This window comes from Pseudomonas sp. LBUM1659, assembly GCF_059716045.1.
On the sequence record NZ_CP166797.1, the window covers coordinates 2717576 to 2744530 of the forward strand.

Consider the following 26955-nt stretch of genomic DNA (forward strand, 5'->3'; position numbering starts at 1 on the left):
AACCAGTACTAAAGTAGTAATTTCCCCATTGTTAGTTGGATTTGCGCAGCGCTGCGTGCTGTGGGTTGAAGGTGAGCACGGCGAGTAGCGCGAATACGATCGTCAGCCCCACACATACGGCCAGCGCAAGCGGATTGAAGCGTTCATAGAGGGCAAACCGCACCAGCTCCACCGCATGGGTGAACGGGTTCACCGCGCACAACCAGTACAGCCACTCACTCGCTTCACGCATCTTCCACAACGGATACAGCGCCGAGGACAGGAAAAACAGCGGAAAGATCACGAAATTCATGACCCCGGCAAAGTTCTCCAGCTGACGTATGGCGTTGGACAGCAAGAGGCCCAAGGCACTGAGCATCAACGCCACCACCAGTAACGCCGGCAAGGCAATCAGTAACCCCATGGCCGGCGGTTGCACGCCATAGATCCAGGCGATCGCCAGAAAGGCATACACCTGCAACAGGGAAATCAGCGACGTGGCCAGCAACTTGCTGCATAGCAGGAAGGTCCGGGGCAGGGGGCTGGTCAGCAGCACGCGCATGCTGCCCATTTCGCGGTCGTAAACCATCGACAGCGAACCTTGCATGCCGTTGAACAGCAGGATCATGCAGGCAAGGCCGGGAATGATGTAGACCTCGTACGGAATATATGTGTCGTAGGGTTCGATAATCGCGATCCCCAAGGCCGCCCGGAAACCGGCCGCGAAGACCAGCAGCCATAACAGCGGCCGCACCAGGGCACTGAGAAACCGCGTGCGCTGCAGCACAAAACGCAGCCATTCGCGCAGCACGATACCGCTGAAACATTGCCAGTAAGCATTCATCGCATCGCTCCTGAAATTGCCGAAGTGGTCAGGCGAGTGAAGGCTGAACCGAGGTCGCCGCCATGTTCCAGGCTCAGCGCATCGGCCTGTCCGCTGGCCACCAGCCGGCCTTGATGGAGGATCAGCAAGTCATCACTGGCCTGCACTTCGTCCAGTAAATGCGTGGTCCAAAGCACGCTGATGGCATGTTCGCGACACAGGTTGCGTATGTGCTGATTGAGCGCCACGCGACTGGCCGGATCGAGTCCGGCACTGGCTTCGTCAAGGAGCAACAGGCGCGGCTCATGCAGCAGGGCTCGGGCGATTTCCACCCGGCGACGATGGCCGCCATTGAGTTCGCGCACTCGTTCGCTTCGGCGTTCGCTCAGGGCTTGACGGGTCAGCTCAGCTTCAACCCGGATTCCGGTCTGGCGCCGGGACAGACCATGCAACGCCGCGTGATACCGCAGGTTCTGCTCGACGCTGAGGTCCAGGTCCAGGGTGCTTTGCTGGAACACCACGCCCAGCTGCTTGAGCGTCGGGCGTGGGGCATCGCGTAATGAATAGCCGCCGACCCGGATGTCTCCGTGCTGCACGTCATAGAGCCGGGTCAGCAGGGCGATCAGGGTCGATTTGCCGGCGCCATTGGGCCCCAGCAATGCGGCGAAACGTCCCGCAGCCAGATTGAAATTCACGTGGCGCAATGCTTCCCGAGCACCGTAGGCAAAACTCAGGTCGCTGACTTCCAGGACGTTCATGGCGTCACCACCACGCCCCAAGGGTAGCGTCCGACTTTCACCGATTTGCTTACCTTGAGGCTGTCGACATCAATCACCGACACATCACCGCTGACGCCGTTGGTGGCGAGCAGTTGCTTTTGATCCGGTGTGAACGCCAACTGCCAGACACGCCGCCCGACCAGCAGATAGTCGAGAATCTCGAACGTCTTGGCATCGATCACCGCCACATGATTGGCCGGGCCCAGCGCGACGAAAGCGTACTTGCCGTCGGCGCTGAGCTTGATGCCCACGGGCTGCACCTTGTCCGGGTGCACGCCTTTGATCTGGAAGTTCAGGGTCTTGAGGATCTTGCGGCTGGCGACGTCGAGAATCGTCACGGTGCCGCCGATTTCCGCCGACGCCCAGAGCTGCGAACCGTCCTGATCGAATTCGACAAAGCGCGGTCGCTGATCCACCAGCGTGCTGTCGGCCAGGGTCTGGGTGCTGGTGTCGATCCAGTGCAGCATGTTGGTGGTTTCGCTGGTGTTCACCGCCCACTTGCCGTCGGGGCTGACGGCCATGCCTTCGGGTTCGACGCCGACGTTAATCTGGCTGAGCACTTTAGAGGTTTCGGTGTCGATCACCGTGACCAGCGCATCGTCTTCGTTGGAGACGTACAACCAGCGGTTATTGGGGTGCAGGGCGAATTGTTCGGGGTCTTTGCCCGAGGGCAGCTCCTTGATGATCTTGCGCGTGGCCACGTCCATCACCTGGACCCGGTCCGAATCGCTGGCGCAGATGTACAGCAGCTTGTTGTCATGGGACAGCAACAGGCCGCGTGGGCGCTGGCCGACAGGCAGGGTGTCGGTGACTTGCAGGGTCTGCATGTCGATCAGGCTCAGGCTGTTGTCCTTTTCGTTGGAGACCCACGCGGTGCTGGCCGCGGCATGCCCGGCGGCGAGCAGCAGGGCCCAAGAAAGCAGGGAGCGGCAGAGCAGGGTGCGGCGCATGGCAGATTCCTTTTTGTTGTAGTTCTTGTGGAAAGTTGGATCAGGGAAAGCGGCAGCTGACCTCGGGTTTGTCGTAACCCAGGCTGTCCATTTCGTTGAAGGGATGCAGAAAGCCGTCCTGCGGCGAGGTGCTGACCAGTGCGCGGGGTTGGACGATGGGAATGGGTTGGCGCAACTGGCCGTTCCATGGGCGATAACTGAGCTTGCGCCCCTTGAAACCGTCCAGCGGCAGTTGATCACTGATTTCCAGCTGACGGATCGCCATCGTCTCGGTCTGGCGCAGTTTGCTCACGGCGCTGGCGATGCTGCGTACGGCCATCCAGGCGGCGAAGTCGCGGTCGTTCATCCAGCGGCCGGTCAGGGCTTCAAAACGCTTTTGCAACTGTGCGGCGCCGTAGGTTTCCACGGTTTTGTGCCAACCCACCGCGGTCAGCCCTTGCGTGCCGGCAACGGGGCGCGGGTACCAGGTCTGGTAGGGCACGTATTCACCGAAGTCGCCGCGTTCATCGGCCACCAGCACCACGTCATATTCGGCGGTCTGGGTGAACAGCGGCATGTCCGCCTGGGCACTGCGACGTTGATCGTTATCAAAACTCCAGGCTTTCTCCGCCACCAGTTGCAGCCCGAAGCGCTTTGCCGCGCGGCGCAGGGCGGCGGCGTAGGCTTGATCGTCTGCGGTCGGGCCGACGATCAGCAGCGCGCGTTGCCATCTACGTACCACCAGAAATTGCGCCAGTGCATCGGCGAGCATCGCCCGACTCGGCAGGCTGTGCAGCACGTTTGGCAGGCAGTCGGTAGTGCGCAAACTGTCGTCGGGGCTGCCGGCGTTGAATATCAGGCTGTCGGGCAGGGCGGCGCTGAGTTGGCGCAAGCTGTCGGCCGGTGCGTTCACCACAAACAGACGCAGCCCCTGTGCGTGTTGGGCTTTGGCCGCGTCGAGCAAGGCTTTGGGGCTGTCGACGCTGGCGCTGTCCAGGGTGTAACTGTGGTTGAGAAAGCGTCCGGTGCTGTTGCTGTCGGTGATCGCCAGTTCGGCGCCACGCAGCCCGGCATCGGTCGGTTCGGGAATGACATTCGACAGTATCGGTCCCGGATCGGGGCGATAGCCCAGGTAGCCGATTCGCACCTCTAGCGGCGCCTCTGCAGCCTGGCTTTGGGTGGCCAGGCCGGCGGCGCAGGCAATCGCCAGCAGGTACAGCAAAGCGTAAGGGGCTAGCAGGCGCATAGGACGCTCCATTACAGGTAGCGCCAGCATAGGAAGCCTGTGGAGCAGAAGAAATATGCAGAAAGTACCGGTGAGCCAGTACCAAGGTAGTAACCCGGGCCCGGCGGCGCGGTTTTAGCATGGGTTTCAATGGCTATCGCCCTGGAGGAGAACGTCCATGCGAATTATCAAAGCGCTGCTCCTGCCGATTTTGCTGATTCTGACCCTGATCGGAGTCGACCGGCTCCACGGTCCGCACCCTTTGCCATTGCACATCCTGCCCGTCAGACCGGGACACTAGGCCTGTTGGCGATATACGTGAGGTGTGCATCCATCGCCTTACTACCAAGGGACTAGAAGGCGACCACCAAAGCAGCATGGGGTGATTGCGATGCCGTTTCTAAGATGGGTGCCATAGCCTCTGCCAAGAGGTTTTGCGTGCAATCCTGAGGGCATAACAATGACAACAATACGCAACGCTTTGCTCATGACCGGGCTGCTGGCCGGCTTTATCAGTGCAGGTTCCGTGTGGGCTCACGGCAACGTGGTGCCTCAAGCTGTGGAAACCAATGGCCTGACCCCGATCAAGGACGCCGGTGTTCCGGTCGACGCTGATGGCTGGGCGGCGGCCAACCCCTATCGCACCTCCCCGGAGCGCGATAAGGCTCTGGAAATCGGGTCGTCGGCCTACAACCAGAACTGTGCGGCCTGTCATGGCCTGGAAGCCAAGTCCGGTGGGATCGCACCCGACCTGCGCATGCTCGATGTCGGTGAGACAGGAGACGAGTGGTTCGTCGAGCGCGTGCGTCATGGCGCGGTGCGTGACGGGCGGGTCTACATGCCAAAAATGGCCGACTACCTGAGCCAGGAAGCGTTATGGGCGGTGCGCACTTACCTGGACAGCGTTCACGTCGAGGAGTGATTTCATGCGTCTGCTCGCGGTGTTGATCAGTGCTGTGTGGCTGTGCTGCCAGACGGTGCAGGCGCAGGTTCGCAACTATGACGAAATGATCGCCGCCGGGGAGCTGAAAGTGGCGGTGTACAAGGACTTCGCCCCCTACAGTTTTGAACAGGCCGGCCAGCCCCGAGGCGTGGATGTCGAGCTTGCCGAGGCCTTGGCCAAGGCTCTCGGTGTACGCCTGACGCTGATCTGGGCGCCCGCCGGGGAAAAACTCGATGACGATCTGCGCGATTACATATGGCGCGCCAGTGCGTTGCACAACCAGCAACTGGCCGACCTGATGATGCGTGTGCCCTATGACCGTGACTACGCCCAGAAGCGCAACGCATTCGGCGAAATGGAAAACGGTCATGTGGTGATGTTCGGCCCCTACCAGACCGAGCAATGGCAGGTGGCATTCGATCAACGCCGACTGGACAAGGTCGGCAGCGTGGCCGTGTTCGAGCATCACCCGATTGGCGTCGAGGTCGACAGCGTACCGTCGTTCTACCTGACCTCGGTGTTCAACGGCATGCTCGCCGGCAAGACCCACCACTATCCGGGCGTGCCCCAGGCATTTGCCGCGATGAAGGCCGGTGAGGTCGACGCGGTCATGGCAATGCGTGGGGAGATCGACTGGCAGGTGCATGAGGCGCACGACCCGCAAGTGGCACTGGCGCAAAACGCCTATCCGAACATGGGCAAGCAGCTTTGGGAGATCGGCATGGCCGTGCACGAAAGCAATCGGCAATTGGCCTATGCCGTGGAAGAGGCACTGGAAGGCCTGATCCGCGAGGGTTCGGTGAAGACGATCTACAGCCATTACGGCCTGCGGTATGACGTGCCGGAGATGTATCAATAGGAGCGGGTGATGAGCTGGCGAATGACGTGTCTGTTAGCCTGTTGGTTACCCTTGGCCGTGCATGCTGCGGACATCGATCCGGGTAAAGACCCGGTGCCATCGGTGATGTGGGCGTTCTATCACAAGCAAATGCTCGGTGACGCACCCTTTGTCTTCGATGATCGGGTCAAGCTGCTGGCGCCACCGTTTGCCGAAGATGCCCGGCAGGTACCATTGGAAATCGATGCGCGGGCGTTCAAGGGCGAGGTGGTGAAAATCCTCGCCTGGGCCGAGCTCAACCCGTTGCCCAGGATCGTCGACTTCCAGCCGCTGGACCGCGTATTGCCGTGGCTGTCGATTCGCATCCGTATCGAACAGGCCACACCCTTGCGCGCGGCGGTCTTGACCCGCGACGGGGTGTGGCATGTCGGTTCGACCTTGATTGATGCCGCAGGTGGCGGCTGCACCGCACCGAGCGTCGTGCGTACGCAGCCAGGCTGGGAGGAGCACATCGGCGAAGTATTGGGCGGTCGCTATCCTCGCAGTGAGTTCAGCAGATTGCGCGTGCAGGTGGCGCACCCGATGGACAACGGCATGGTCAGTGGCATCCCGGAGTTCTTCATCAACCATGCGCAGCTGAGGGATCTGAACGATCAGCTGCTGGCGCGGCTGGAGTTGTTTCCCGCCGTCAGCGAAAACCCCAACCTGGCCTTCGACATTGAAGGGGCAGGGCAGACGCGTCTGTTCATTCGGGACAACAGCGGCAATGAATTTGATGCGTCAATCCCCTGACCCAAAGGAGCGTGTCATGCGCTGGATACTGCTGATTATGTTGAGCGTCAGCCTGCCGGCCATGGCCGACCTTGAGTATTCACTCAAGCCCCGGCAGATCGCCCAAGACACCTGGCTGCTGGAAGGCAGCACGGATAATTTCGCCAAGGCCAACGGCGGCAATATCGTCAACACCGCGTTCCTCGTCACCGAGCGCGGCGTGGTGGTCATCGACACCGGGCCGTCGAAGCGTTACGGCGAGGCCATGCGCAAGACGATTGCCGCGATCACGGATAAACCGGTGGTTCAGGTGTTCCTGACGCACCATCACCCGGATCATGTGCTGGGCAATCAGGCGTTTGCTGACGTGCCCATCGGTGCCCTGGCGGGGACGACTGAGCTGTTGCATCAACAAGGTGATGCGATGGCCGAGAATATGTATCGAATGGTGGGTGACTGGATGCGTGGCACCGAAGTGGTGTTGCCCAATCAGGTCGTGACACCAGGCGTACTCAGTTTTGGGAATCACGATTTACGCTTGCTGGGCCTGGGTGGGCATACGGGAGCGGATCTGGCTATTCTCGACCAGCAAACCGGCGTGCTGTTTGCCGGGGATCTGGTGTTTTATCAACGGGCCCTGACCACTCCGAACAGTCCCGGACTGGCGGTGTGGCTGGCGGACATCGCCACCCTGCAGGGCTTGCCCTGGACGCTGATCGTGCCTGGCCATGGCCCCGTGGCCAGCGACCCACAACCCTTCGAACAAATGCGCGATTACCTGACCTGGCTCGACCAGCTGCTGCAAGAGGGCGCGGCCAGCGGCAGCGACATGGCCGAGATGATCCGCAGTCCCATCCCCGAACACTTTGCCGGGATCAATCTGAGCCGTTATGAATTGATCCGCAGCGTCAGTCATTTGTACCCGCGCTACGAGCGTGGGCAGATGACCCGGGTGGATTCCGGCGCAGCCAAGTAACGCTTGAACTCATTCGACCCGCTACTAAGGGATTAGGAATCTCCATATTGCGGGTAATTGTTGTCGGGGCGGCGGCGCCCAAGAATCGGCACTACACCGGGAAACTCTCCCGCGAATAACAAAAAACCGCAGAGGTAGCCGTCATGACTCAACCCGCACGTCGCCAGCCCTTCGTCTTGAGCCTGTTGCTCAGTGCCATGCTGTTGTCCGGCCAGGCAATGGCCGCCGTCTCCGACCAGGACATTCTCCAGGACCCGAAAAACCCGGAGCAAATCGTCACCAACGGCCTCGGCGTCCAGGGGCAGCGCTACAGCCCGCTGGATATTCTCAACGTCGACAACGTGAAGGAGTTGCGGCCAGCCTGGGCATTCTCTTTCGGCGGCGAAAAACAGCGTGGCCAGCAAGCACAGCCGATGGTCAAGGACGGCGTGATGTACATGACCGGTTCCTACTCACGGGTGTTCGCGGTGGATGCGCGCACCGGCAAGAAACTCTGGCAATACGATGCGCGCCTGCCGGATGACATCCGTCCGTGCTGCGACGTGATCAACCGTGGCGTGGCGCTGTATGGCGACCTGGTGATCTTTGGCACCCTCGACGCCAAGCTGGTAGCCCTGAACAAAGACACCGGCAAAGTGGTGTGGAGCAAGCAGGTGGCCGACCACAAGGAAGGCTATTCCATCAGCGCCGCGCCATTGGTGATCAACGGCAAACTGATTACCGGCGTGGCCGGTGGCGAGTTCGGTGTGGTGGGCAAGATCTCGGCGTACGACCCGAAAAATGGCGAGCTGTTGTGGGTCCGCCCGACGGTCGAAGGCCACATGGGCTACGTCTACAAGGACGGTAAAGCCATCGAGAACGGCATCTCCGGTGGTGAAGCAGGCAAGACCTGGCCGGGTGATCTGTGGAAGACCGGCGGTGCTGCGCCCTGGCTCGGCGGTTACTACGACCCGGAAACCAATCTGCTGCTGTTCGGTACAGGCAACCCGGCGCCGTGGAACTCGCATTTGCGACCTGGCGATAACCTCTACTCGTCGTCGCGTCTGGCGCTCAACCCGGACGACGGCACCATCAAATGGCACTTCCAGAGCACGCCCCACGACGGTTGGGACTATGACGGCGTCAACGAGTTGGTCTCGTTCAACTACACCGAGGACGGCAAGGAAATCAAAGCGGCGGCGACGGCGGACCGCAACGGTTTCTTCTACGTGCTGGACCGTACCAACGGCAAGTTCATCCGTGGTTTCCCGTTCGTGGACAAGATCACCTGGGCCACCGGCCTGGATAAAGACGGCCGGCCGATCTACAACGAAGCCAGCCGCCCCGGCGCCCCGGGCGCTGACCCCAAGGGCAGTTCGGTATTCGTAGCGCCTGCATTCCTGGGCGCGAAAAACTGGATGCCGATGGCCTACAACCGCGACACCGGGCTGTTTTACGTGCCGTCCAACGAGTGGGGCATGGACATCTGGAACGAAGGCATCGCCTACAAAAAAGGCGCGGCATTCCTCGGCGCCGGTTTCACCATCAAACCGTTGAATGAAGACTACATCGGCGTGTTGCGCGCCATTGACCCGAAAACCGGCAAGGAAGTCTGGCGCCACAAGAACTACGCGCCGCTGTGGGGCGGGGTGCTGACCACCAAGGGCAATCTGGTGTTCACCGGCACGCCGGAAGGCTTCCTCCAGGCTTTCAATGCCAAGACCGGCGAGAAAGTCTGGGAATTCCAGACCGGTTCCGGCGTACTCGGCTCCCCCGTGACCTGGGAAATGGACGGCGAACAATACGTGTCCGTCCTCTCCGGCTGGGGCGGCGCCGTACCGTTGTGGGGCGGGGAAGTGGCCAAGCGGATCAAGGACTTCAACCAGGGCGGCATGCTCTGGACCTTCAAGCTGCCTAAAGACCTGGTGGCCAAGCACTGATCGAAACACCCCCGCACCATGATCGTTCCCACGCTCCGCGTGGGAACGCAGCCAGGGACGCTCTGCGTCCCAAGGGCCGAACGCGGAGCGTCCGTTGAGGCATTCCCACGGAGCGTGGGAACGATCGACTTGCGCAAATCTACGACCAAATAACGAGAGCCCTCCTGCCATCGGCGCATTCGTCTGGCACGCGGGGCTCTCTAGTATCGATTCATCGCTTGTCGGCACGACAGGCATCGACCCAGACAGAGGCCAACCATGATCTACGCACAACCCGGAACCCCAGGCGCCGTTGTTTCCTTCAAGCCGCGCTATGGCAACTTCATCGGCGGCGCGTTTGTCGCGCCGGTCAATGGCGAATACTTCACCAACACCTCGCCGGTTACCGGTGAAGTGATTGCCGAATTTCCACGCTCCAGCGCTGCCGACATCGAAAAGGCCCTCGACGCGGCACACGCCACTGCGGATGCCTGGGGCAAGACCTCGGCCCAGGACCGCTCGCTGGTGCTGCTGAAAATCGCCGATCGCATCGAGCAAAACCTGGAAATCCTCGCCGTCACCGAAACCTGGGACAACGGCAAGGCCGTACGCGAAACCCTGAACGCCGACGTGCCGTTGGCCGCCGACCATTTCCGTTACTTCGCCGGTTGCATTCGCGCCCAGGAAGGCGGCGCTGCCGAGATCAACGAGTTGACCACCGCCTATCACTTTCACGAGCCTCTGGGCGTGGTCGGGCAAATCATTCCGTGGAATTTCCCGCTGCTGATGGCAGCCTGGAAACTCGCCCCGGCCCTGGCCGCCGGCAACTGCATCGTGCTCAAACCTGCCGAGCAGACACCGCTGTCGATCATGGTGTTCGCCGAGCTGATCGCCGATCTACTGCCAGCGGGCGTGTTGAACATCGTTCAAGGCTTCGGTCGTGAAGCCGGCGAAGCGCTGGCCACCAGCAAGCGAATCGCCAAGATCGCCTTCACCGGCTCAACCCCGGTGGGCGCGCACATCATGCATTGCGCCGCCGAGAACATCATTCCAAGCACGGTCGAACTGGGCGGAAAGTCGCCGAATATCTTCTTCGAAGACATCATGAACGCCGAGCCTCAGTTCATCGAGAAAGCCGCCGAAGGCCTGGTGCTCGCATTCTTCAATCAGGGCGAAGTGTGCACCTGCCCATCGCGGGCGCTGGTGCAAGAGTCGATCTACGAGCCGTTCATGGCCGAGGTAATGAAAAAGATCGTCAAGATCAAACGCGGCAACCCGCTGGACACCGAAACCATGGTCGGCGCCCAGGCGTCCGAGCAACAGTACGACAAGATCCTCTCGTACCTGAAAATTGCTCAGGAGGAGGGGGCTGAACTCCTCACCGGTGGCGCCGCCGAGCGTCTTGAAGGTGACTTGTCCAGCGGCTATTACATCCAGCCGACGCTGCTCAAGGGCCATAACAAGATGCGCGTGTTCCAGGAAGAAATCTTCGGCCCGGTGGTGGGTGTCACCACCTTCAAGGACGAAGCCGAAGCGCTGGCGATTGCCAACGACAGCGAGTTCGGCCTCGGTGCGGGCCTCTGGACCCGCGACATCAACCGCGCCTACCGCATGGGCCGGGCGATCAAGGCCGGGCGCGTCTGGACCAACTGCTACCACCTGTATCCGGCGCACGCTGCGTTCGGTGGCTACAAGAAGTCCGGCGTCGGTCGAGAGAACCACAAGATGATGCTCGATCACTACCAGCAAACCAAGAACCTGCTGGTCAGCTACGACATCAATCCGCTGGGGTTCTTCTGATTTCTTCAGAACACTGAAAAACCTGTGGGAGCGAGCCTGCTCGCGATAGCGGCCTAGCAGTCAACAGTGATGTTGAATGTGATACCGTCATCGCGAGCAGGCTCGCTCCTACATTGGTTTTGTGTGGTTCCAAGATATGTGAAACACCCCCTACCAACGCACCCCGCCATCTCCTTCGAAAGTAGCATTCGGGCGTTCGACGCCCCGTGCATTAATGGCTTTACCGGAATCGCCCGGCACAAGAAGAGGATTGACCCATGTGGACTAAACCCGCGTTTACCGATCTGCGCATTGGCTTCGAAGTGACGATGTATTTCGCCAACCGTTGATTGCTCACCCGGCCAGCTGTTGTGTTGGCCGGGCCTGCCTTTGGAGCCTCATCCATGCACATCCGCGTTCTCGGCTCCGCCGCTGGTGGTGGTTTCCCGCAGTGGAATTGCAACTGCTACCAGTGCGCCGGGATGCGCAATGCCAGCCTGCGGGCGCAACCGCGCACGCAGTCCTCGATTGCCCTGAGCGACAATGGTGTGGATTGGGTACTGTGCAATGCATCACCGGACATTCGTGCTCAACTCGCGAGTTTTCCACTGTTGCAACCGGCTCGTCGGTTGCGTGACAGCGCCATCGCTGGCGTCGTGCTGCTCGACAGCCAGATCGATCACTGCACCGGGCTGCTGAGCCTGCGCGAAGGCTGTCCGCACGCGGTCTGGTGCACCGAACGGGTTCATCAGGACCTGAGCAGCGGCTTCCCGTTGTTCAACATGCTGCGCCACTGGAACGGCGGGTTGCAGTGGCAACCGATCGGTCTGGATCGCCAGCCGTTCAGCATTCCTGCCTGCCAGCACTTGCGATGGCGAGCAATTCCCTTAGTGAGCAACGCACCGCCGTACTCACCCAATCGCGGCAATCCGCAACCGGGCGACACCATTGGCTTGTTCATTGAAGACCGGCGCAGCGGCGCATCACTGTTTTACGCGCCGGGCCTGGGCCAAGTCGATGACGAAGTGCTGGGCTGGATGCAGCGTGCCGATTGCCTGCTGCTGGACGGCACCTTGTGGCGTGACGACGAAATGCGCGTCTGCGAAGTCGGCCAGAGCCTGGGCAGCGAAATGGGGCACCTGTCGCAAAGCGGCCCCGGCGGCATGCTTGAGGTGCTGGAAGGCTTTACCCGCCAGCGCAAGGTGCTGATCCACATCAACAACACCAACCCGATCCTCGACGAAGACTCGGCCGAGCGTGCCTTGCTGGTGCGGCGCGGGATCGAAGTGGCGTTTGACGGCATGAGTATTGAGCTGTAGCGGATGGCCTCATCGCGAGCAAGCTCGGCTCCTACAGGGCAGAGGCACGACACAAAACTGTAGGAGCCGAGCTTGCTCGCGATGAGGCCTGACCAGACACCGCAGATTCCCCGGAGAACCGCAATGACTGACAGCCCCATGACCCCCACCGAATTCGAAGCCGCCCTGCGCGCCAAAGGCGCCTACTACCACATCCATCACCCCTTCCACCAAGCCATGTATGCCGGCCTCGCGAGCCGTGAGCAGATTCAGGGCTGGGTCGCCAATCGCTTCTATTACCAAGTGAACATTCCGCTCAAGGATGCCGCCATTCTCGCCAACTGCCCGGACCGCGACGTGCGCCGTGAGTGGCTGCAAAGGATTCTCGACCACGATGGCGTGCCCGGCAGTGAAGGCGGCATCGAAGCCTGGCTGCGTCTGGGCGAAGCGGTGGGGCTGGATCGCGAGCAGATTCTGTCCCAGGAGTTGGTGTTGCCCGGCGTGCGGTTCGCCGTGGATGCCTACGTCAATTTCGCCCGTCGCGCCTGCTGGCAGGAAGCGGCGAGCAGTTCGCTGACCGAGCTGTTCGCCCCCCAGATCCACCAGTCCCGACTCGACGCCTGGCCTACCCATTACCCGTGGATTGACGTGGCCGGCTACGACTATTTCCGCAACCGTTTGAGTCAGGCCCGGCGAGACGTGGAGCACGGCTTGCGCATCACGTTGGCGCACTACGTCACGCTTCAGGCGCAGCAACGCATGCTGGACATCCTGCAATTCAAACTCGACGTGCTGTGGAGCATGCTTGACGCCATGAGCATGGCCTACGAGCTGGAGCGCCCGCCGTATCACACCGTCACCACCGCCAAAGTCTGGCACCGGGGGATTGCCCTGTGAGCCTGATCAATCGCGAGCTATTACCGTCGTTGCGCCAGGGCTTTCGTTTGCAATGGGAGCCCCGCCAGGACTGTCACGTCCTGCTGTACCCCGAAGGCATGATCAAACTCAACGGCAGTGCCGGGCAGATTCTCGGTCTGGTGAATGGTCAGCGCAGCGTCGCGGCGATCATTGAGCAACTGGCCGCGAATTTTCCCGGCGTACCGGGGATCGACGAGGATGCGCTGGCATTTCTGGAGGTGGCCCATGCTCAATTCTGGATTGAATGATGCGCCTGTAGGTCCACCGTTGTGGCTGCTGGCGGAGCTGACCTACCGGTGCCCGCTGCAATGCCCGTATTGCTCCAACCCGCTGGATTTTGCCCGGCACGGCGAGGAACTGAGCACTGAAGAGTGGATTCGGGTGTTTCGCGAGGCCCGTGAGATGGGCGCAGCACAGTTGGGTTTTTCCGGCGGCGAGCCGCTGGTGCGACAGGACCTGGCCGAACTGATCAAGGCCGCGCGCGACATGGGTTACTACACCAACCTGATCTCTTCGGGCATTGGCCTGACGGAACAGAAAGTCCGCGACTTCAAGGTGGCCGGGCTGGACCATATCCAGATCAGCTTTCAAGCCGCCGACGAAGCGGTCAACAACATGCTCGCCGGCTCCCGCAAGGCCTTTGCCCAGAAGCTGGCCATGGCCCGAGCGGTGAAAGCCCAGGGTTACCCCATGGTGCTGAACTTCGTGACCCATCGGCACAATATCGACCAGATCGCGCAGATCATCGACTTGTGCCTGGAACTGGAAGCGGATTTTGTCGAATTGGCCACGTGTCAATTCTACGGCTGGGCCGAACTCAATCGCGTCGACCTGCTGCCGACTCGCGAGCAATTGCAGCGGGCCGAGCGCATCACCAACCAATATCGCCAGCGGCTTGAGGCTCAGGGCCATCCATGCAAGCTGATCTTTGTCACCCCGGACTACTACGAAGAACGCCCTAAAACCTGCATGAACGGCTGGGCCAATCTGTTTCTCGACATCACCCCGGACGGCACCGCGTTGCCTTGCCACAGCGCCCGACAGTTGCCGGTGCAGTTTCCCAACGTGCGCGAGCACAGTGTCGAGCACATCTGGACGGACTCGTTTGGCTTCAACCGTTTTCGCGGTAATGACTGGATGAAGGAGCCGTGCCGCTCATGCGATGAAAAGCACAAGGATCTGGGCGGATGCCGCTGCCAGGCGTTCATGCTCACTGGCGATGCCGCCAATGCCGACCCGGTGTGCAGCAAGTCACCGCATCACGGTGTGATCCTCAAGGCCCGCGAAGAAGCCGAGGCGCCGGGGCAGGGCATGGAACACCTGACGTTGCGCAACGAGAAAGCGTCGCGGCTGATCTACCGCGGATAGTCGCCATACGCCGATCCCCTGTAGGAGCGAGCCTGCTCGCGATAGCGGTTCAACATTCAGCATCTATGTTGACTGACACTCCGTCATCGCGAGCAGGCTCGCTCCCACAGTAGGTCGGCGGTGAATACACAATCCGGGTACAACACAGGCGCAGTGTTCTTTGGTCTGATTGCATTCACGGTTGGATGGTTTAGTGTGGCTTCTACCTTCCAAAACAACAAAAACAGGCTTTCCAATGAGCCAGAGTCTCAGCCAGCTGCGTAAATTCGTGTCGCCTGAAATCATCTTCGGTGCCGGCTGTCGGCACAACGTCGGCAATTACGCCAAGACCTTCGGCGCCCGCAAAGTCCTGGTGGTCAGTGACCCCGGGGTGATTGCTGCCGGTTGGGTCGCCGATGTCGAGGCCAGCCTGCAAGCCTTGGGTATCGACTACTTCCTGTACAGCGATGTCTCGCCTAACCCACGGGTCGAAGAAGTCATGCTCGGCGCCGAGTTGTACCGGGAAAACCATTGCGATGTGATCGTCGCCGTCGGCGGTGGCAGCCCGATGGATTGCGGCAAAGGCATCGGCATTGTCGTTGCTCACGGACGCAGCATTCTCGAATTCGAAGGCGTGGACACCATCCGCGTGCCCAGCCCGCCATTGATCCTGATTCCGACCACCGCCGGCACCTCGGCCGATGTTTCGCAGTTCGTGATCATTTCCAACCAGCAAGAACGTATGAAGTTCTCCATCGTCAGCAAAGCGGTGGTGCCGGATGTGTCGTTGATCGACCCGGAAACGACCCTGAGCATGGACCCGTTCCTGTCGGCCTGTACCGGCATCGACGCGTTGGTGCATGCCATCGAGGCTTTCGTCTCCACGGGCCACGGGCCACTGACCGATCCCCATGCATTGGAAGCGATGCGGTTGATCAATGGCAACCTGGTGCAAATGATCGCCAACCCGACGGACATCGCCCTGCGCGAGAAGATCATGCTCGGCAGCATGCAGGCCGGTCTCGCCTTCTCCAACGCGATCCTCGGCGCGGTGCACGCCATGTCCCACAGTCTGGGCGGGTTTCTCGATCTGCCGCATGGCTTATGCAACGCGGTGCTGGTGGAACACGTGGTGGCGTTCAATTACAGCTCGGCACCGGATCGCTTCAAAGTGATCGCCGAGACCTTCGGCATCGATTGCCGTGGCCTGAACCACCGGCAGATTTGCGGGCGGCTGGTCGAGCATTTGATCGCCCTCAAACACGCCATCGGCTTCCATGAGACCCTCGGTTTGCATGGGGTCAGTACGGCGGACATTCCGTTCCTGTCGCAACACGCCATGCACGACCCGTGCATCCTGACCAATCCGCGCGAATCCAGTCAGCGTGATGTCGAGGTCGTCTATGGCGAAGCCCTCTGACGATCAGCAACGGGCACTGGCGGGACTCCTGGGATTAGGCAGCCATTCGGCGCGCAAGAGTCATTACCCGGAACTGGCCGCGCGGCTCGACGAACTGGAAGCCGAGCGCAATCGCTACAAGTGGCTGTTTGAAAACGCGGTCCAGGGGATTTTCCAGGCCAGCCTGCAAGAAGGCATGCGCGCCGCCAACCCGGCGTTGGCGCACATGCTCGGTTATCAGGACCCGCAGGAGGTGCTGTTTTCGCTGGCTGATCTGGCGAGCAACCTGTTTGTCGGCGGCGCTGCTGAGCTGGAAAACATTGGCGAAATCCTCAAGCATCAACGCAGCCTGCACGGTTATGAAACCCAGTTGCGGCGCAAGGACGGAAGCAGCCTCGATGTGTTGATGAACCTGTTGCTCAAGCCCGATCAGGAAGGCCTGGTGGAGGGGTTTGTCGCTGACATCACCGAACGCAAGCTGGCCCAGCAATGTCTGCAACAACTCAACGATGAGCTGGAGCAGCGCGTCACCGCGCGCACCGATGAATTGCTGGAAGCCAACCGCAACCTGCAACAGCAAATCACCCAGCGTAAGCAGATCGCCGAAGCCTTGCGCGATGCTCGCGACGCCGCCGAGGCCGCCAATCGCAGCAAGGACAAGTACCTCGCCGCCGCCAGTCACGACCTGTTGCAACCACTTAATGCTGCGCGTTTGTTGATCTCGACGTTGCGTGAACGAAAACTGCCTGACGTTGAACAGGTCCTGGTCGAACGCACTCACCAGGCGCTGGAAGGGGCGGAAGATTTGCTCACTGATTTGCTGGATATTTCCCGGCTCGATCAGGCGGCAGTCAAACCCGACGTTGCCCTTTATCGTCTCGACGAATTGCTCGGGCCGCTGGTGTCGGAGTTTCAGTCAGTCGCCGAAGCAGCAGGGTTGAACCTGCGCGTGCATGAGGGCGATTACGCCATCAGCACAGATTTGCGCCTGATGACGCGCATCCTGCGTAACTTCCTCAGTAACGCCTGCCGCTACACGGACGAGGGCAGCATCCTGCTTGCGGCAAGACGGCGCGGCGAGATGCTGCGCCTGGAAGTCTGGGACACCGGGCGCGGAATCGCTGCGGACCGACTGGATTCGATTTTCCTGGAGTTCAACCAACTCGACGTCGGACGTGCCGCCGATCGCAAAGGCGTGGGGCTGGGACTGGCCATCGTTGAGCGCATCGCGAAGATTCTGGGTTATCAGGTTCGGGTTCAATCCTTGCCGGGACGTGGCTCGATGTTCAGCATCGACGTACCGATTTCCCATGAGGTTCCGCTGCCTATCAGTCAGGCCGCGCCTCAGTTGGGCACCGGTAATCCCTTGCCGGGTCGACGTTTGCTGGTGCTGGACAATGAGGTGAGCATTCTCGAGAGCATGAGCGGACTGCTCGAACAGTGGGGGTGCGAGGTGGTCACGGCCACGGATGAATCCTCCGCGCTGGCAGCCTTGCGCGGGCAAGCGCCGGAACTGATTCTGGCGGACTATCACCTCGATCACGGTGTGGTGGGCTGCGATGTGGTCAGGCATTTGCGTGAGCATTTCAGCCAGGTCATCCCGGCGGTGATCATCACGGCGGACCGCACTGATCAGTGTCGACGCTCATTGCAGAGACTCGGCGCACCGCTGCTGAACAAGCCGGTCAAGCCCGGCAAGTTGCGCGCAGTGCTGAGTCAGATGCTCGGGTAGTGGCGTTATCAGAGAGCACGATACTGCAGGCTGAACCCGAGTTCAGCCGACTGGCCTTGCTCCAGCAACCGCAACCCCGGCCGACCAGGCAAGTGATGCGCGTTGACCGGGTGGCTCACCGGTTCGATGCAGAAAAACTCCAGACCGACCGGGCAGTAAAGCAGGTAGTAATCGCTGCCGGTGGCCTGGCATTCCAGCGCATAATCGAGGTCGGGTTGCTGGATCAGGCAATGGCCGTCCCAGTGGCAGAAGCCGTTATCGACCAGAGAAGCGGGTAAGGCGCCCAGCTGACGAAAGTCCCAGTCGGCCGGCAGCTCAATCAGTTTTGTTGGCAATTTCGAGCCATCGCACAGCCAGACTTGCTCTGCCTTGGCCTGTAGCTGCGTGTTCGTGGTGCGCGGAAAATAGGGGTGCAAACCGAGCCCATGCCACGCGGCGCGTTCGGCCAAGTGGGTGACTTGCAGTTCAATGCTCAATTGCCCCTTGTTTAGATGGAAGCGTTGCCGGGCGCGATAAGCGAACGGTGTGGTGCTGTCGAGTTGCAGGACGACTTCGTTGGCTGATTGCGACACCACTTGCCACGGTTGTTGCCAGGCGCTGCCGTGGATGGGCAGCGGATCGGTGAGGCTGTTGGGCGTCAGGGCCAGCCAGCCATCGGGGCAATCGAAGCCACCTTCGGCGATGCGGTTGGACCAGGGGGCCAGGGGATAGCAACCGAGTTTTCCCGGCAGACCGGTGTTCAGTGCATGGGAATCATTGTGGCGTAGCAGCGGTTGACCGGTGCTGAGAACTGACCAGTTGACGATACTGCCGCCGAGCTCGGGGGCGAGGGTGAGGTGGGTCAGTTCGTCTTCGAGTTCGAGAATTTTTGGCGTCATGGACCTTTCTGCATGCTGATGAGCTGTTGTGGCCAGGCCTTATCTGTTTAATTCAGTCAGGGATTTATTGAACAGCGGTTCCGCCAACCCGGTGACCCCGGGATTGAGGGCGAATACGCCGCCGGCCAGGGACTGTTCGTCATGGTCGTCACCGGGGCGGATCGAGGTCACGAACAGCGTGTCCAGTCGACTGCCACCGAAGGCGCACATGGTGGGTTTTTTCACCGGGACGGCGAGGGAGCGATCCAGTCGGCCATCAGGGGTAAAACGGTGAATCAACCCGGCGTCATTACCGCAGATCCAGTAGCAACCATCGGCATCGACAGCTGCTCCGTCGGGGCGACCGGGGAACTGATTCATGTCGACGAACAGCCGCCGATTCGATGGTGTGCCGCTGTCGACGTCGTAGTCAAAGGCCCAAATCTGCTGGACCAATGGATGCGAGTCGGACAGGTACATCGTGCTGCCATCCGGGCTGAAGCCCAGGCCGTTCGGGACGATAAACCCGCCCAGTTGCGCCTCAAGTGGCCCGCGTAGACCTGCGCTGTAACGGTAAAGGGCACCGTCGGCGACGTTGGCGCCCATGTTCAACACCATGCTGCTCGCCCAGAAACGCCCCTGACGGTCACAACGGCCATCGTTCAGGCGCATGTCGGTCCGAGCGTGGTCGACGTGCGCCAGCAAGTGACTGTCGAGGCTGCCGTCGTTGTGCGGGTGCAGATGGAAGAAACCGCTTTCCATCCCGGCCACCCAGCCACCGTCACGGTGGCGGGTGATGCACGCGAGCATTTGCGGCGCTTTCCACGAATGGACATGACCGCTCTCGGCACTCCAGCGTTGCAGGTCCCCCGCAGGAATATCAACCCAGTACAGGGCATTTTCCTCGGGGACCCACACCGGGCATTCACCGACGGCGTTACGGGCATCGACAATCAATTCGGCTTGCATGGCAACTCATTCCCTTGGGTTTTTGTCGTGGGGATCACACGGGAAGCAGGGCTTCAATCGCCGAACGGGCCGGCCGCGCAAAAGGCACCGCCCTGATAGACGCGGGCCGGATCATCGGCGGCCGGCATCGGCTGGGCTTCGACTTTTTCACGGAACACTTCGGAGGTGTCCTGCGGCGCGTATCCCAGGGCGGTGGCGTAACGGTTGTCCCACCAGATGTCTTTGTTATCGGACATGCCATACACCACAGTGTGCCCGACATTCGGGGTGTACAGCGCACGTTCGAGCAGTTGGGTGAGGTCGCCGAAGCTCAACCAGGTGCTCATCATCCGGCGGTTTTGCGGTTCCGGGAACGAGGAGCCGATGCGCACGCTGACGGTTTCGATGCCATAGCGATTGAAGTAGAACGTGGCCATGTCCTCACCGTAGGACTTGGACAAACCGTAATAGCTGTCCGGTTGGTGAGGGGAGTGGGCGTCGATGACTTGGTCTTGCTTGTAGAAACCGATGACGTGGTTGGAGCTGGCGAAGATCACCCGCTTCACACCGTGGCGGCGCGCGGCTTCATAGATGTGGAACACGCCGCAGATGTTGGCGCCGAGAATCTCTTCGAACGAACGCTCTACCGACACACCGCCAAAGTGCAGGATCGCGTCCACGCCTTCGACCAATTGATGCACGGCTTGTTTGTCCGCCAGATCGCATGGCACGACTTCTTCGCGGTCATCGATAGCGGGAGCCATAGTGGCGATGTCCGACAGGCGAATGACATTGGCGTAAGGGCGCAGGCTTTCGCGCAAGACTTTACCCAGGCCACCGGCGGCACCGGTCAGCAGCAGGCGATTGAAAGGGAGGCGGGTGGTTGTAGTAGTCATGGGAATCCTGGACAAACAGTTGTTGTTATAAAATCGTTGTAGGTTGTCGTACGACCTTGTTGGAGTATCGTAAGGCAATCCGGGTCTTGTCAACGCGACATTGGTTGAAATGGACGGAGGGTCATTTCATACCTTGGCAAAGGTAAACCACCTGACTGGAACGCATCTTTGTAGGAGTGAGCCTGCTCGCGATAGCGGTGGATCAGTCAACCAATTGCTGATTGAAAGATAGCAATCGCGATCAGGCTCGCTCCTACAGGGGTGTAACTGTGGGTGTTACAGCAACGAAATCGGGTAGTTGATGAAAATACGGTTTTCATCGAATTCGTTGGTGCTGAAGCTCTTGCGGATGCTCGCGTTGCGCCATTTGACGTTGAGGTTCTTCAATGGACCGCTTTGTATGGTGTAGGCCAGTTCCGATTCGCGGCCCCATTCCGTGCCGTCGGTGATGGTGCCGGTGTGCACATTATCGCCGCTGATGTAGCGGTTCATCATCGTCAGGCCCGGCACGCCGAGGGCGACGAAGTTGTAGTCGTGGCGCACTTGCCAGGATTTTTCCTGGGCGTTGTCGTAGCTGGAGTTGTAGCTGTCGTTGGCCAGGGTGCCGCCGCTGGTGCCGTTGACGCGCATCCATTGATCGTCACCGGTGAGTTTTTGCAGGCCAACGTAGAAGGTGCTGCCGCCGTATTTGGCCGAGAGCATGGCGAACCCGGTTTTGTTGTCGAGGTCGCCGGCCAGGGCGCTGCCGTTTTCTTTGCCGATGAAATAGCCAAGGTTGGCGCCGAGGACCCAGTCGCCAATCGGCTGGCTATGGTTCAGGTTGTAATACTGTTGCTGGTAGAGGTCGCTGAGTTCTGCATACCAGGCACCGACCTGGGTGCGTTTGTCGTTGAACGTGTATTCACCGCCACCGAAGTTGAAACGGTCCGAAGTGAAGGCCGCGGATTTGCCGTTCATGAACATGTCTTCCATGCTCGCATCGTTACGCGGACTGTTCTGGCGGAACTGGCCGCCGTAGATCGTCAGGCCGCTGATCTCGGTGGACGTCAGCTGGCCACCCTGGAAGGTTTGTGGCAGTGAACGGCCATCGTCGGAACGCAGGATGGGCAGTACTGGCATCCACTCGCCGACCTTCACTTCGGTTTTACTCACTTTCATCTTCCCGGCCACCGCCAGACGGCCGAAGCTGTCAGCAGGGCGACCGTCGCTGTCAATCGGCAGCAGCTGGGTGCCGCCCGAGCCTTTACCGCCATCGAGCTTGACCGACAGCAGTCCCAGCATATCCGCGCCGAACCCCACCGGGCCTTGGGTGAAACCGGACTTGGCGTCGAAAATGAAGTTCTGCGTCCACTCTTCAGCCTTACCCTGTGGGTAGGCCGGGTTGACGTAGTTGCGGTTGATATAGGCGTTACGCAGGTTGAGCGTGGCCTTGGCGTCGTCGGTGAAACCTTCGGCATGGCTGGACATCGGCAGGGCAAGGGCCAGGCCGCTGCAACCAATGAGGCTCAGGGTATGACGGCGTTTGAACATTGGACGTGGAGTGTGGGCGGACGAATTGCGGACGAGCTTGCTCACTGTGACGCTCCCTTGCTTCTTTTTGTTTTTATTCGTCATACGTCGTCGTACAACATATGCGGCGATTATTTGCGAGGGTCTGATGGCTTGTCAATCAGAAGTTGTACGATGACCCGCGATGCGAATGATTACAGGGTTGCCCTTTGTGGAAGCGAGCCGGCTCCGGGCGGCGTTCCGACGATAGCGGACTGTCAGTCTGCATCAATGTTGGATGTGAGAGGGTCTTCGCGAGCAGGCTCGCTACCACAGGGGATTGGGTCGTCAGGCCGGAATCATGGGGGGCATAGTGCCCAGCAGGGAAACCGCTGCCACAGCGCCAATCCCCAGCATCCATTCGAGAATCACGCTGGTTTTCAGTGTCTCCAGACGCTGCTCACAGTCGTTTATGCGCAGGCGATTGAACAGCGCCAGGCCCAGCATCGCTGCAATCAGCGCAACCTTGATCAACAGAATCAGCGCGAAACCGCTGAACAATGGCGTCGGCCAAAACACCCCGGTGAGTACCCGAACGTTGATCAGCCCGGTGATCAGCAACCCCGCCACCAAGGCGTAGCCGACACCACTGAAACGCTGCAGTATCGCGTTGATGGGCTGCTCTGCCGACTGGCGCAATATCATTACCAGCAGCAGCAGCCCACCGAGCCAGGCGCCAACGCAGGTCAGGTGCACGACTTGGTTGAGCATCAGCAATTGGCCGCTCCGGCCGTCCAGCATGGCGCCGTGACCGACCGGGGCTAGGGTCACCAGCAACAGGCTGGCGAGGCCGATTCGCAGGGGCGTGTGTGCACGCCACCGGGTCATCAGCAACGCCACCAACAACCCATTGAGCAGCAGGTGCCAGCGCCAGACCTGACCGAAAAACGTATTACTCAGCACCAGGTGCAGCGTCGACGGATTAAATGCCGCCTCCCAGGCCCCAGCCATGCTCGCGGTGATCAGCAGCAACCAGGCAACGCCGCTGAGCAGCGCCACGGATGCCAGCCAGCGGGCTGTCAGTGCCAGCCGGCGATCGAGCTGTGCAGCGCTGCCGTTGAGCAACAAGGGCCTGAACGCCCATGCCCCGAACAGCATCAACACCACGGTGAAATGCACAAAGCGACACAGCACCATTGCGCTCGTCATGAATCACTGGCCAACCTTGAAGCCGTAGGCGCCTTCGCTTTTGTGGGTGTCGACGGACACCGCGTGCCATTCGACTTTATAGGTGCCCGCCGTCAGAGGCTCGGCAGGTGTGACAATCAGGATTTTCTTGTCGCTGCCTTCGGTGGCGAGATTCTTCACTGGCACCGCGGCACCGTCCTTCGTGATCGTGACCTTGGTGAACGTCGCTTCAACGCCTTCGGAAAACACCAGACGCAGTTCCACAGGTGCGCTCACGGTGCTGTCGGCCTCCGGGGTCTGGCTTTTCAGATGGGCGTGGGCCCATACCGACGAAGCTGCAAGCAGCGAGCCGAGGAGTGCGGCGGTGGTCAGGGCTTTCTTGAGCATCGTGAATACCTTTGGGGCAGGTTCGAAGTGGCGCCAGTTTACCCGCCGCAAGCTTAGTGTCGAAGTTTCGTTTTAGCCTGTCGCCGCGACGTAGAGCCGGATGCTAGTCTTGGTCAACGCTGGTGTCAGGGAGCCCTCATGGGCAATCACAAGATCGGGATTCGTCGCAATAACGTCGAGAAAATTCTGCTCGGAGCGGAAAAGGTCTTCGCCGAAAAAGGCTTTGGTGGTAGCGCCATGGCCGACATCGCCGCCGAGGTGCAACTGCCTCGATCCAATCTGCATTACTACTTCAGCACCAAGACCGAACTGTACAGCGCGGTATTGTTCGATCTGCTGGAAGTCTGGAAGCAGGACGCGCTGTGCTTCGAGATGTTCGACGATCCGCGCGTGGTGCTCAGCAGCTACATCCGCGCCAAGATGAACCACTCGCGCAGCCGGCCTTATGGCTCGAAGGTCTGGGCCAACGAAATCATCCATGGCGCACCGACCTTAGGCACGGCGCTGGACGCCAGCCTGTATGACTGGGCCAAGATGAAGGAAGCGAAAATTCGCCAGTGGGTGGACGACAAGCGCATCTTGCCGGTGGAGCCGTCGAGCCTGCTGTACATGATCTGGGCGTCGACCCAGCACTATGCTGACTTTGATCATCAAGTGAACATTCTCAATGATCATCAGCCGCTGTCGGACATGCAGTTCGAGCGGGCGGTGCAGACAGTGACCAGTGTGATTTTGCGGGGGATCGGGCTGGAACCTTGAGGTTTGTAGTGCTGCTGATGGCCTCTTCGCGAGCAAGCCCGCTCCCACATTAAACCGCGTTCCTCCAGATGGAATGCGATCACATGTGGGAGCGGGCTTGCTCGCGAAGGGGCCAGTTCAGTCAATGAAATACTCAGACAGCTACATGGTACGGATTCCTCGGATCATGATTCCAATCCAGAAACGGCTTGCCCGTGTCCATCGGCACCATCTCGATACAGTCCTGCACCGGGCAGGTTATCTGGCACAGATTGCAGCCCACGCACTCATCCTCAATCACTGAATATTGGTGCGTTCCGTCCGCCTGCTTCAGGCTGGCAATCGCCTGGTGCGAGGTATCCTCGCAAGCAATGTGGCAGCGCCCACAACCAATGCACGCCTCCTGATCAATCTTCGCGATCACCTGATAGTTGATGTCGAGGTACTTCCAGTCCGTGGTGTTGCCCACCGCGCGCCCGGAAAACTCGGACACACTGGCGTAACCCTGACTGTCCATCCAGCGTGACAAGCCGTCCTTCATCTCCTCGACGATCCTGAAACCATGCAGCATCGCCGCGGTGCATACCTGCACCGAACCACTGCCCAACGCAATAAACTCCGCCGCGTCGCGCCAGCTGCCAATGCCGCCAATGCCGGAGATCGGCAGGCCTTGGGTCTGTGGGTCACGGGCGATTTCGGCGACCATGTTCAGCGCAATCGGCTTCACCGCCGAACCGCAATAGCCGCCATGGGTGCTTTGGCTGCCCACGGCCGGGTTGGCGACCATGCGCTCCAGGTTGACGCTGGTGATCGAGTTGATTGTGTTGATCAGCGACACCGCATCCGCCCCCCCGCGATGGGCCGCGCGGGCGGCGACGCGGATGTCGGTGATGTTCGGCGTGAGCTTGACGATCACCGGCAGCGAGCAATACGTCTTGCACCAACGGGTGACCTGTTCGACGTACTCCGGCACTTGGCCGACCGCCGCACCCATGCCCCGTTCCGGCATGCCGTGGGGACAGCCGAAATTCAGTTCGATACCGTCGGCGCCGGTGGCTTCCACCAGCGGCAGGATGAACTTCCACGACTCTTCGACGCAGGGCACCATCAGCGACACGATCAGCGCGTGGTCCGGCCAGTCCTTTTTCACCTGGGTGATTTCCCGCAGATTGATCTCCAGCGAGCGGTCGGTGATCAGCTCGATATTGTTGAAACCCACTACCTCACGGTTGGCGCCGAAATGCGCCGAGTAGCGCGACGACACGTTGACCGCCGCCGGGTCTTCACCCAGGGTTTTCCAGACCACGCCGCCCCAGCCAGCCTCGAAGGCGCGGACCACGTTGTAAGCTTTGTCGGTTGGCGGCGCGGAGGCCAGCCAGAACGGATTGGGTGCTTTGATGCCGGCGAAGACAATCGAGAGATCGGCCATTTACGCAGCCTCCACGTTAAGCATCAGTTGAGCGTTGATGGCCTCTGCGGCGCGTTTGCCGTGTTGCACGGCTTGCACGGTGAGGTCCTGATCGAGGCTGGTGCAGTCGCCACCGGCATACACGCCGGGGATGCTGGTGCGCAGTTGTTCGTCGACCTGAATCCGTTCGCCCTGACGCTTTAGTTCACGGGCCAGCGGATCGGCGAGGGCGTTGCCGTCAAAGGCCTGGCCGATGGCTTTGAAGACGGCGTCAGCGGCCAGCTCGAAAGTTTGCCCAGTGGTTTGCAGGCGACCGTCTACCAGATGGGTGCGGGCAAAGCGCATGCCGCGCACCTTGCCTTGGTCATCCAGCAGCACTTCTTCCGGTTGTGCCCACGTCAGCAAACGCACCTGATTGGCCTTGGCGATGTCCTGTTCGTGACCGGTGGCGCCCATGTCTTCAATGCCACGGCGGTACACCAGATTCACATCACGAGCGCCGAGACGGGCCATTTGCACGGCCATGTCGATAGCGGTGTTGCCGGCGCCGAGGACGATGCAATGATCCGCCAGCGGCAGTTGCGTCAGGTCATCGGCCTGGCGCAGTTCGCGAATGTAATCGGTGGCGGCGAGCAGGCCGGGCGCGTCTTCGTGGGCCAGGCCCAGTTGTTTGCTGGCATTCAGGCCGAGGCCGAGAAACACCGCGTCGAATTGCTGATGCAGTTCGCTCAGGGTCAGGTTGTCGCCGAGTTTTTGCCCGTGACGGATTTCAATGCCGCCGATTTGTAGCAGGAACTCCAGTTCCTTTTGCGCGTAATCGTCCACCAGTTTGTACTTGGCGATCCCGTATTCATTGAGGCCACCGGCCTTTTTCCGGGCTTCGAAAATCACCACGTCGTGGCCGTGCATGGCGCTGCGGTGAGCGCAGGACAAACCGGCCGGGCCAGCACCGACCACGGCGATGCGTTTGCCGGTTGATGCAGCACGCGCGAAGGGGTGTTCACTGAAGTGTGCGTTGTCTACGGCGTAACGTTGTAGCAAGCCGATCAGCACGGGGGCGCACTCATGGTCGTTGTTGCGCACGCAGGCTTGCTGGCAGAGGATTTCCGTCGGGCAAACCCTCGCGCAACTGCCGCCAAGGATGTTCGCCGAGAGGATTTTCTGCGCGGCGCCCTGAACGTTGTCCTGATGGATATTGCGGATGAACGACGGAATATCGATCTCGCTGGGGCAGGCATTTACGCAGGGCGCGTCGTAGCAATACAGACAGCGTGAGGCTTCCAGATGGGCCTGACGGTCGCTCAGTGGCGGCGCCAAGTCAGTGAAATGGCCGGCGAGGGCGGCGGCATTCTCGTAAGGATGTGGGAGGTGGTTCAGGGTCTTGATCACGGTAGTGGCCTCACGGTGATGG

General features: G+C 60.4%; 27 protein-coding genes. 15 read left to right on the plus strand and 12 right to left on the minus strand.

Annotation, left to right across the window (positions count from 1 at the left end; translation table 11 throughout):
• Window positions 1-31: 31 nt before the first annotated feature.
• Genes ACA048_RS12360 through ACA048_RS12375 form a run of 4 tightly spaced genes read right to left on the minus strand, consistent with a single transcriptional unit; the run spans window position 32 to window position 3756 of the window.
• Complete coding sequence (locus ACA048_RS12360; RefSeq protein WP_497629362.1) at window positions 32-823, minus strand: ABC transporter permease; 792 nt, start codon at window positions 821-823, stop codon at window positions 32-34.
• Entirely contained in the window at window positions 820-1560 is a 741-nt protein-coding gene (locus ACA048_RS12365; protein ID WP_497629363.1) for an ABC transporter ATP-binding protein, read from the minus strand. Before ACA048_RS12365 ends, ACA048_RS12360 begins: the two co-directional genes overlap by 4 nt.
• Complete coding sequence (locus ACA048_RS12370) at window positions 1557-2531, minus strand: YVTN family beta-propeller repeat protein (RefSeq protein ID WP_497629364.1); 975 nt, start codon at window positions 2529-2531, stop codon at window positions 1557-1559. The genes ACA048_RS12365 and ACA048_RS12370 overlap by 4 nt, the downstream gene beginning before the upstream one ends.
• 40 nt (window positions 2532-2571) lie before the next feature.
• Complete coding sequence (locus ACA048_RS12375; protein WP_497629365.1) at window positions 2572-3756, minus strand: ABC transporter substrate-binding protein; 1185 nt, start codon at window positions 3754-3756, stop codon at window positions 2572-2574.
• Window positions 3757-3913: 157 nt separating this feature from the next.
• Here ACA048_RS12375 and ACA048_RS12380 point away from each other — a divergent pair, with 157 nt between their 5' ends.
• From ACA048_RS12380 to ACA048_RS12445, 14 genes are all read left to right on the plus strand, one after another.
• Window positions 3914-4036 (plus strand): hypothetical protein, encoded by a 123-nt coding sequence (locus ACA048_RS12380; RefSeq protein ID WP_497629366.1) that lies wholly within the window; start codon window positions 3914-3916, stop codon window positions 4034-4036.
• Window positions 4037-4195: 159 nt separating this feature from the next.
• Entirely contained in the window at window positions 4196-4657 is a 462-nt protein-coding gene (gene pedF, locus ACA048_RS12385) for a cytochrome c-550 PedF (RefSeq protein WP_497629367.1), read from the plus strand.
• A gap of 4 nt (window positions 4658-4661) precedes the next feature.
• The gene (locus tag ACA048_RS12390) at window positions 4662-5537 is read left to right on the plus strand and encodes a substrate-binding periplasmic protein (protein ID WP_497629368.1); all 876 of its coding nucleotides are present in this window, start codon (window positions 4662-4664) and stop codon (window positions 5535-5537) included.
• A gap of 9 nt (window positions 5538-5546) precedes the next feature.
• On the plus strand, window positions 5547-6308 hold the full coding sequence (locus ACA048_RS12395) for a quinoprotein dehydrogenase-associated SoxYZ-like carrier (protein WP_497629369.1): 762 nt from the start codon (window positions 5547-5549) through the stop codon (window positions 6306-6308).
• Window positions 6309-6324: 16 nt separating this feature from the next.
• The gene (locus tag ACA048_RS12400; RefSeq protein ID WP_497629370.1) at window positions 6325-7263 is read left to right on the plus strand and encodes a quinoprotein relay system zinc metallohydrolase 1; all 939 of its coding nucleotides are present in this window, start codon (window positions 6325-6327) and stop codon (window positions 7261-7263) included.
• Between the two features lie 143 nt (window positions 7264-7406).
• A complete protein-coding gene (locus ACA048_RS12405) occupies window positions 7407-9182 on the plus strand; it encodes a PQQ-dependent methanol/ethanol family dehydrogenase (protein WP_497629371.1) in 1776 nt (591 codons plus the stop codon).
• A 258-nt stretch (window positions 9183-9440) separates the two neighbouring features.
• On the plus strand, window positions 9441-10961 hold the full coding sequence (gene exaC, locus ACA048_RS12410; protein ID WP_497629372.1) for an acetaldehyde dehydrogenase ExaC: 1521 nt from the start codon (window positions 9441-9443) through the stop codon (window positions 10959-10961).
• 257 nt (window positions 10962-11218) lie between these two features.
• Window positions 11219-11290 carry a pyrroloquinoline quinone precursor peptide PqqA gene (pqqA, locus tag ACA048_RS12415; RefSeq protein ID WP_003253598.1) on the plus strand — a complete coding sequence of 24 codons (72 nt, stop codon included), beginning with the start codon at window positions 11219-11221 and terminating at the stop codon, window positions 11288-11290.
• 54 nt (window positions 11291-11344) lie between these two features.
• Window positions 11345-12259, plus strand: a complete 915-nt coding sequence (pqqB, locus tag ACA048_RS12420) for a pyrroloquinoline quinone biosynthesis protein PqqB (protein ID WP_497629373.1) — start codon at window positions 11345-11347, stop codon at window positions 12257-12259.
• A gap of 123 nt (window positions 12260-12382) precedes the next feature.
• A complete protein-coding gene (gene pqqC, locus ACA048_RS12425; RefSeq protein WP_497629374.1) occupies window positions 12383-13135 on the plus strand; it encodes a pyrroloquinoline-quinone synthase PqqC in 753 nt (250 codons plus the stop codon).
• Window positions 13132-13404, plus strand: coding sequence for a pyrroloquinoline quinone biosynthesis peptide chaperone PqqD (gene pqqD, locus ACA048_RS12430; protein ID WP_497629375.1), 273 nt, complete (start codon window positions 13132-13134; stop codon window positions 13402-13404). The genes pqqC and pqqD overlap by 4 nt, the downstream gene beginning before the upstream one ends.
• Window positions 13382-14524, plus strand: coding sequence for a pyrroloquinoline quinone biosynthesis protein PqqE (gene pqqE, locus ACA048_RS12435; RefSeq protein ID WP_497629376.1), 1143 nt, complete (start codon window positions 13382-13384; stop codon window positions 14522-14524). The genes pqqD and pqqE overlap by 23 nt, the downstream gene beginning before the upstream one ends.
• A 235-nt stretch (window positions 14525-14759) precedes the next feature.
• A complete protein-coding gene (ercA, locus tag ACA048_RS12440; protein ID WP_007949305.1) occupies window positions 14760-15923 on the plus strand; it encodes an alcohol dehydrogenase-like regulatory protein ErcA in 1164 nt (387 codons plus the stop codon).
• Window positions 15907-17634, plus strand: coding sequence for a PAS domain-containing hybrid sensor histidine kinase/response regulator (locus tag ACA048_RS12445; protein WP_497629377.1), 1728 nt, complete (start codon window positions 15907-15909; stop codon window positions 17632-17634). Before ercA ends, ACA048_RS12445 begins: the two co-directional genes overlap by 17 nt.
• An 8-nt stretch (window positions 17635-17642) precedes the next feature.
• Here ACA048_RS12445 and ACA048_RS12450 read toward each other — a convergent pair whose 3' ends face one another.
• From ACA048_RS12450 to copC, 6 genes are all read right to left on the minus strand, one after another.
• The gene (locus ACA048_RS12450) at window positions 17643-18512 is read right to left on the minus strand and encodes an aldose 1-epimerase (RefSeq protein WP_497629378.1); all 870 of its coding nucleotides are present in this window, start codon (window positions 18510-18512) and stop codon (window positions 17643-17645) included.
• 39 nt (window positions 18513-18551) lie between these two features.
• On the minus strand, window positions 18552-19460 hold the full coding sequence (locus ACA048_RS12455; protein ID WP_497629379.1) for an SMP-30/gluconolactonase/LRE family protein: 909 nt from the start codon (window positions 19458-19460) through the stop codon (window positions 18552-18554).
• 53 nt (window positions 19461-19513) lie between these two features.
• A complete protein-coding gene (locus ACA048_RS12460) occupies window positions 19514-20335 on the minus strand; it encodes an NAD-dependent epimerase/dehydratase family protein (protein ID WP_497629380.1) in 822 nt (273 codons plus the stop codon).
• 276 nt (window positions 20336-20611) lie between these two features.
• Window positions 20612-21910, minus strand: coding sequence for an OprD family porin (locus ACA048_RS12465; RefSeq protein ID WP_497629381.1), 1299 nt, complete (start codon window positions 21908-21910; stop codon window positions 20612-20614).
• 261 nt (window positions 21911-22171) lie between these two features.
• Window positions 22172-23032 (minus strand): copper homeostasis membrane protein CopD, encoded by an 861-nt coding sequence (gene copD / locus ACA048_RS12470; protein ID WP_497629382.1) that lies wholly within the window; start codon window positions 23030-23032, stop codon window positions 22172-22174.
• Window positions 23033-23035: 3 nt separating this feature from the next.
• On the minus strand, window positions 23036-23398 hold the full coding sequence (gene copC / locus ACA048_RS12475) for a copper homeostasis periplasmic binding protein CopC (RefSeq protein WP_497629383.1): 363 nt from the start codon (window positions 23396-23398) through the stop codon (window positions 23036-23038).
• Window positions 23399-23536: 138 nt separating this feature from the next.
• Between copC and ACA048_RS12480 the strand changes: the two genes are divergently transcribed.
• The gene (locus ACA048_RS12480; protein WP_497629384.1) at window positions 23537-24157 is read left to right on the plus strand and encodes a TetR/AcrR family transcriptional regulator; all 621 of its coding nucleotides are present in this window, start codon (window positions 23537-23539) and stop codon (window positions 24155-24157) included.
• Between the two features lie 133 nt (window positions 24158-24290).
• Here the strand turns inward: ACA048_RS12480 and preA are convergent, their stop codons facing one another.
• On the minus strand, window positions 24291-25565 hold the full coding sequence (gene preA, locus ACA048_RS12485; protein WP_497629385.1) for an NAD-dependent dihydropyrimidine dehydrogenase subunit PreA: 1275 nt from the start codon (window positions 25563-25565) through the stop codon (window positions 24291-24293).
• Window positions 25566-26933, minus strand: a complete 1368-nt coding sequence (locus ACA048_RS12490; protein WP_497629386.1) for an NAD(P)-dependent oxidoreductase — start codon at window positions 26931-26933, stop codon at window positions 25566-25568. It lies immediately after the preceding gene.
• Window positions 26934-26955: the final 22 nt, after the last annotated feature.

Coding starts and splice junctions, on each gene's coding strand:
- ACA048_RS12360 (WP_497629362.1), bottom strand. CDS start 823: ATGAATGCTTACTGGCAATGTTTCAGCGGTATCGTGCTGCGCGAATGG.
- ACA048_RS12365 (WP_497629363.1), bottom strand. CDS start 1,560: ATGAACGTCCTGGAAGTCAGCGACCTGAGTTTTGCCTACGGTGCTCGG.
- ACA048_RS12370 (WP_497629364.1), bottom strand. CDS start 2,531: ATGCGCCGCACCCTGCTCTGCCGCTCCCTGCTTTCTTGGGCCCTGCTG.
- ACA048_RS12375 (WP_497629365.1), bottom strand. CDS start 3,756: ATGCGCCTGCTAGCCCCTTACGCTTTGCTGTACCTGCTGGCGATTGCC.
- ACA048_RS12380 (WP_497629366.1), top strand. CDS start 3,914: ATGCGAATTATCAAAGCGCTGCTCCTGCCGATTTTGCTGATTCTGACC.
- pedF (WP_497629367.1), top strand. CDS start 4,196: ATGACAACAATACGCAACGCTTTGCTCATGACCGGGCTGCTGGCCGGC.
- ACA048_RS12390 (WP_497629368.1), top strand. CDS start 4,662: ATGCGTCTGCTCGCGGTGTTGATCAGTGCTGTGTGGCTGTGCTGCCAG.
- ACA048_RS12395 (WP_497629369.1), top strand. CDS start 5,547: ATGAGCTGGCGAATGACGTGTCTGTTAGCCTGTTGGTTACCCTTGGCC.
- ACA048_RS12400 (WP_497629370.1), top strand. CDS start 6,325: ATGCGCTGGATACTGCTGATTATGTTGAGCGTCAGCCTGCCGGCCATG.
- ACA048_RS12405 (WP_497629371.1), top strand. CDS start 7,407: ATGACTCAACCCGCACGTCGCCAGCCCTTCGTCTTGAGCCTGTTGCTC.
- exaC (WP_497629372.1), top strand. CDS start 9,441: ATGATCTACGCACAACCCGGAACCCCAGGCGCCGTTGTTTCCTTCAAG.
- pqqB (WP_497629373.1), top strand. CDS start 11,345: ATGCACATCCGCGTTCTCGGCTCCGCCGCTGGTGGTGGTTTCCCGCAG.
- pqqC (WP_497629374.1), top strand. CDS start 12,383: ATGACTGACAGCCCCATGACCCCCACCGAATTCGAAGCCGCCCTGCGC.
- pqqE (WP_497629376.1), top strand. CDS start 13,382: ATGCTCAATTCTGGATTGAATGATGCGCCTGTAGGTCCACCGTTGTGG.
- ercA (WP_007949305.1), top strand. CDS start 14,760: ATGAGCCAGAGTCTCAGCCAGCTGCGTAAATTCGTGTCGCCTGAAATC.
- ACA048_RS12445 (WP_497629377.1), top strand. CDS start 15,907: ATGGCGAAGCCCTCTGACGATCAGCAACGGGCACTGGCGGGACTCCTG.
- ACA048_RS12450 (WP_497629378.1), bottom strand. CDS start 18,512: ATGACGCCAAAAATTCTCGAACTCGAAGACGAACTGACCCACCTCACC.
- ACA048_RS12455 (WP_497629379.1), bottom strand. CDS start 19,460: ATGCAAGCCGAATTGATTGTCGATGCCCGTAACGCCGTCGGTGAATGC.
- ACA048_RS12460 (WP_497629380.1), bottom strand. CDS start 20,335: ATGACTACTACAACCACCCGCCTCCCTTTCAATCGCCTGCTGCTGACC.
- copD (WP_497629382.1), bottom strand. CDS start 23,032: ATGACGAGCGCAATGGTGCTGTGTCGCTTTGTGCATTTCACCGTGGTG.
- copC (WP_497629383.1), bottom strand. CDS start 23,398: ATGCTCAAGAAAGCCCTGACCACCGCCGCACTCCTCGGCTCGCTGCTT.
- ACA048_RS12480 (WP_497629384.1), top strand. CDS start 23,537: ATGGGCAATCACAAGATCGGGATTCGTCGCAATAACGTCGAGAAAATT.
- preA (WP_497629385.1), bottom strand. CDS start 25,565: ATGGCCGATCTCTCGATTGTCTTCGCCGGCATCAAAGCACCCAATCCG.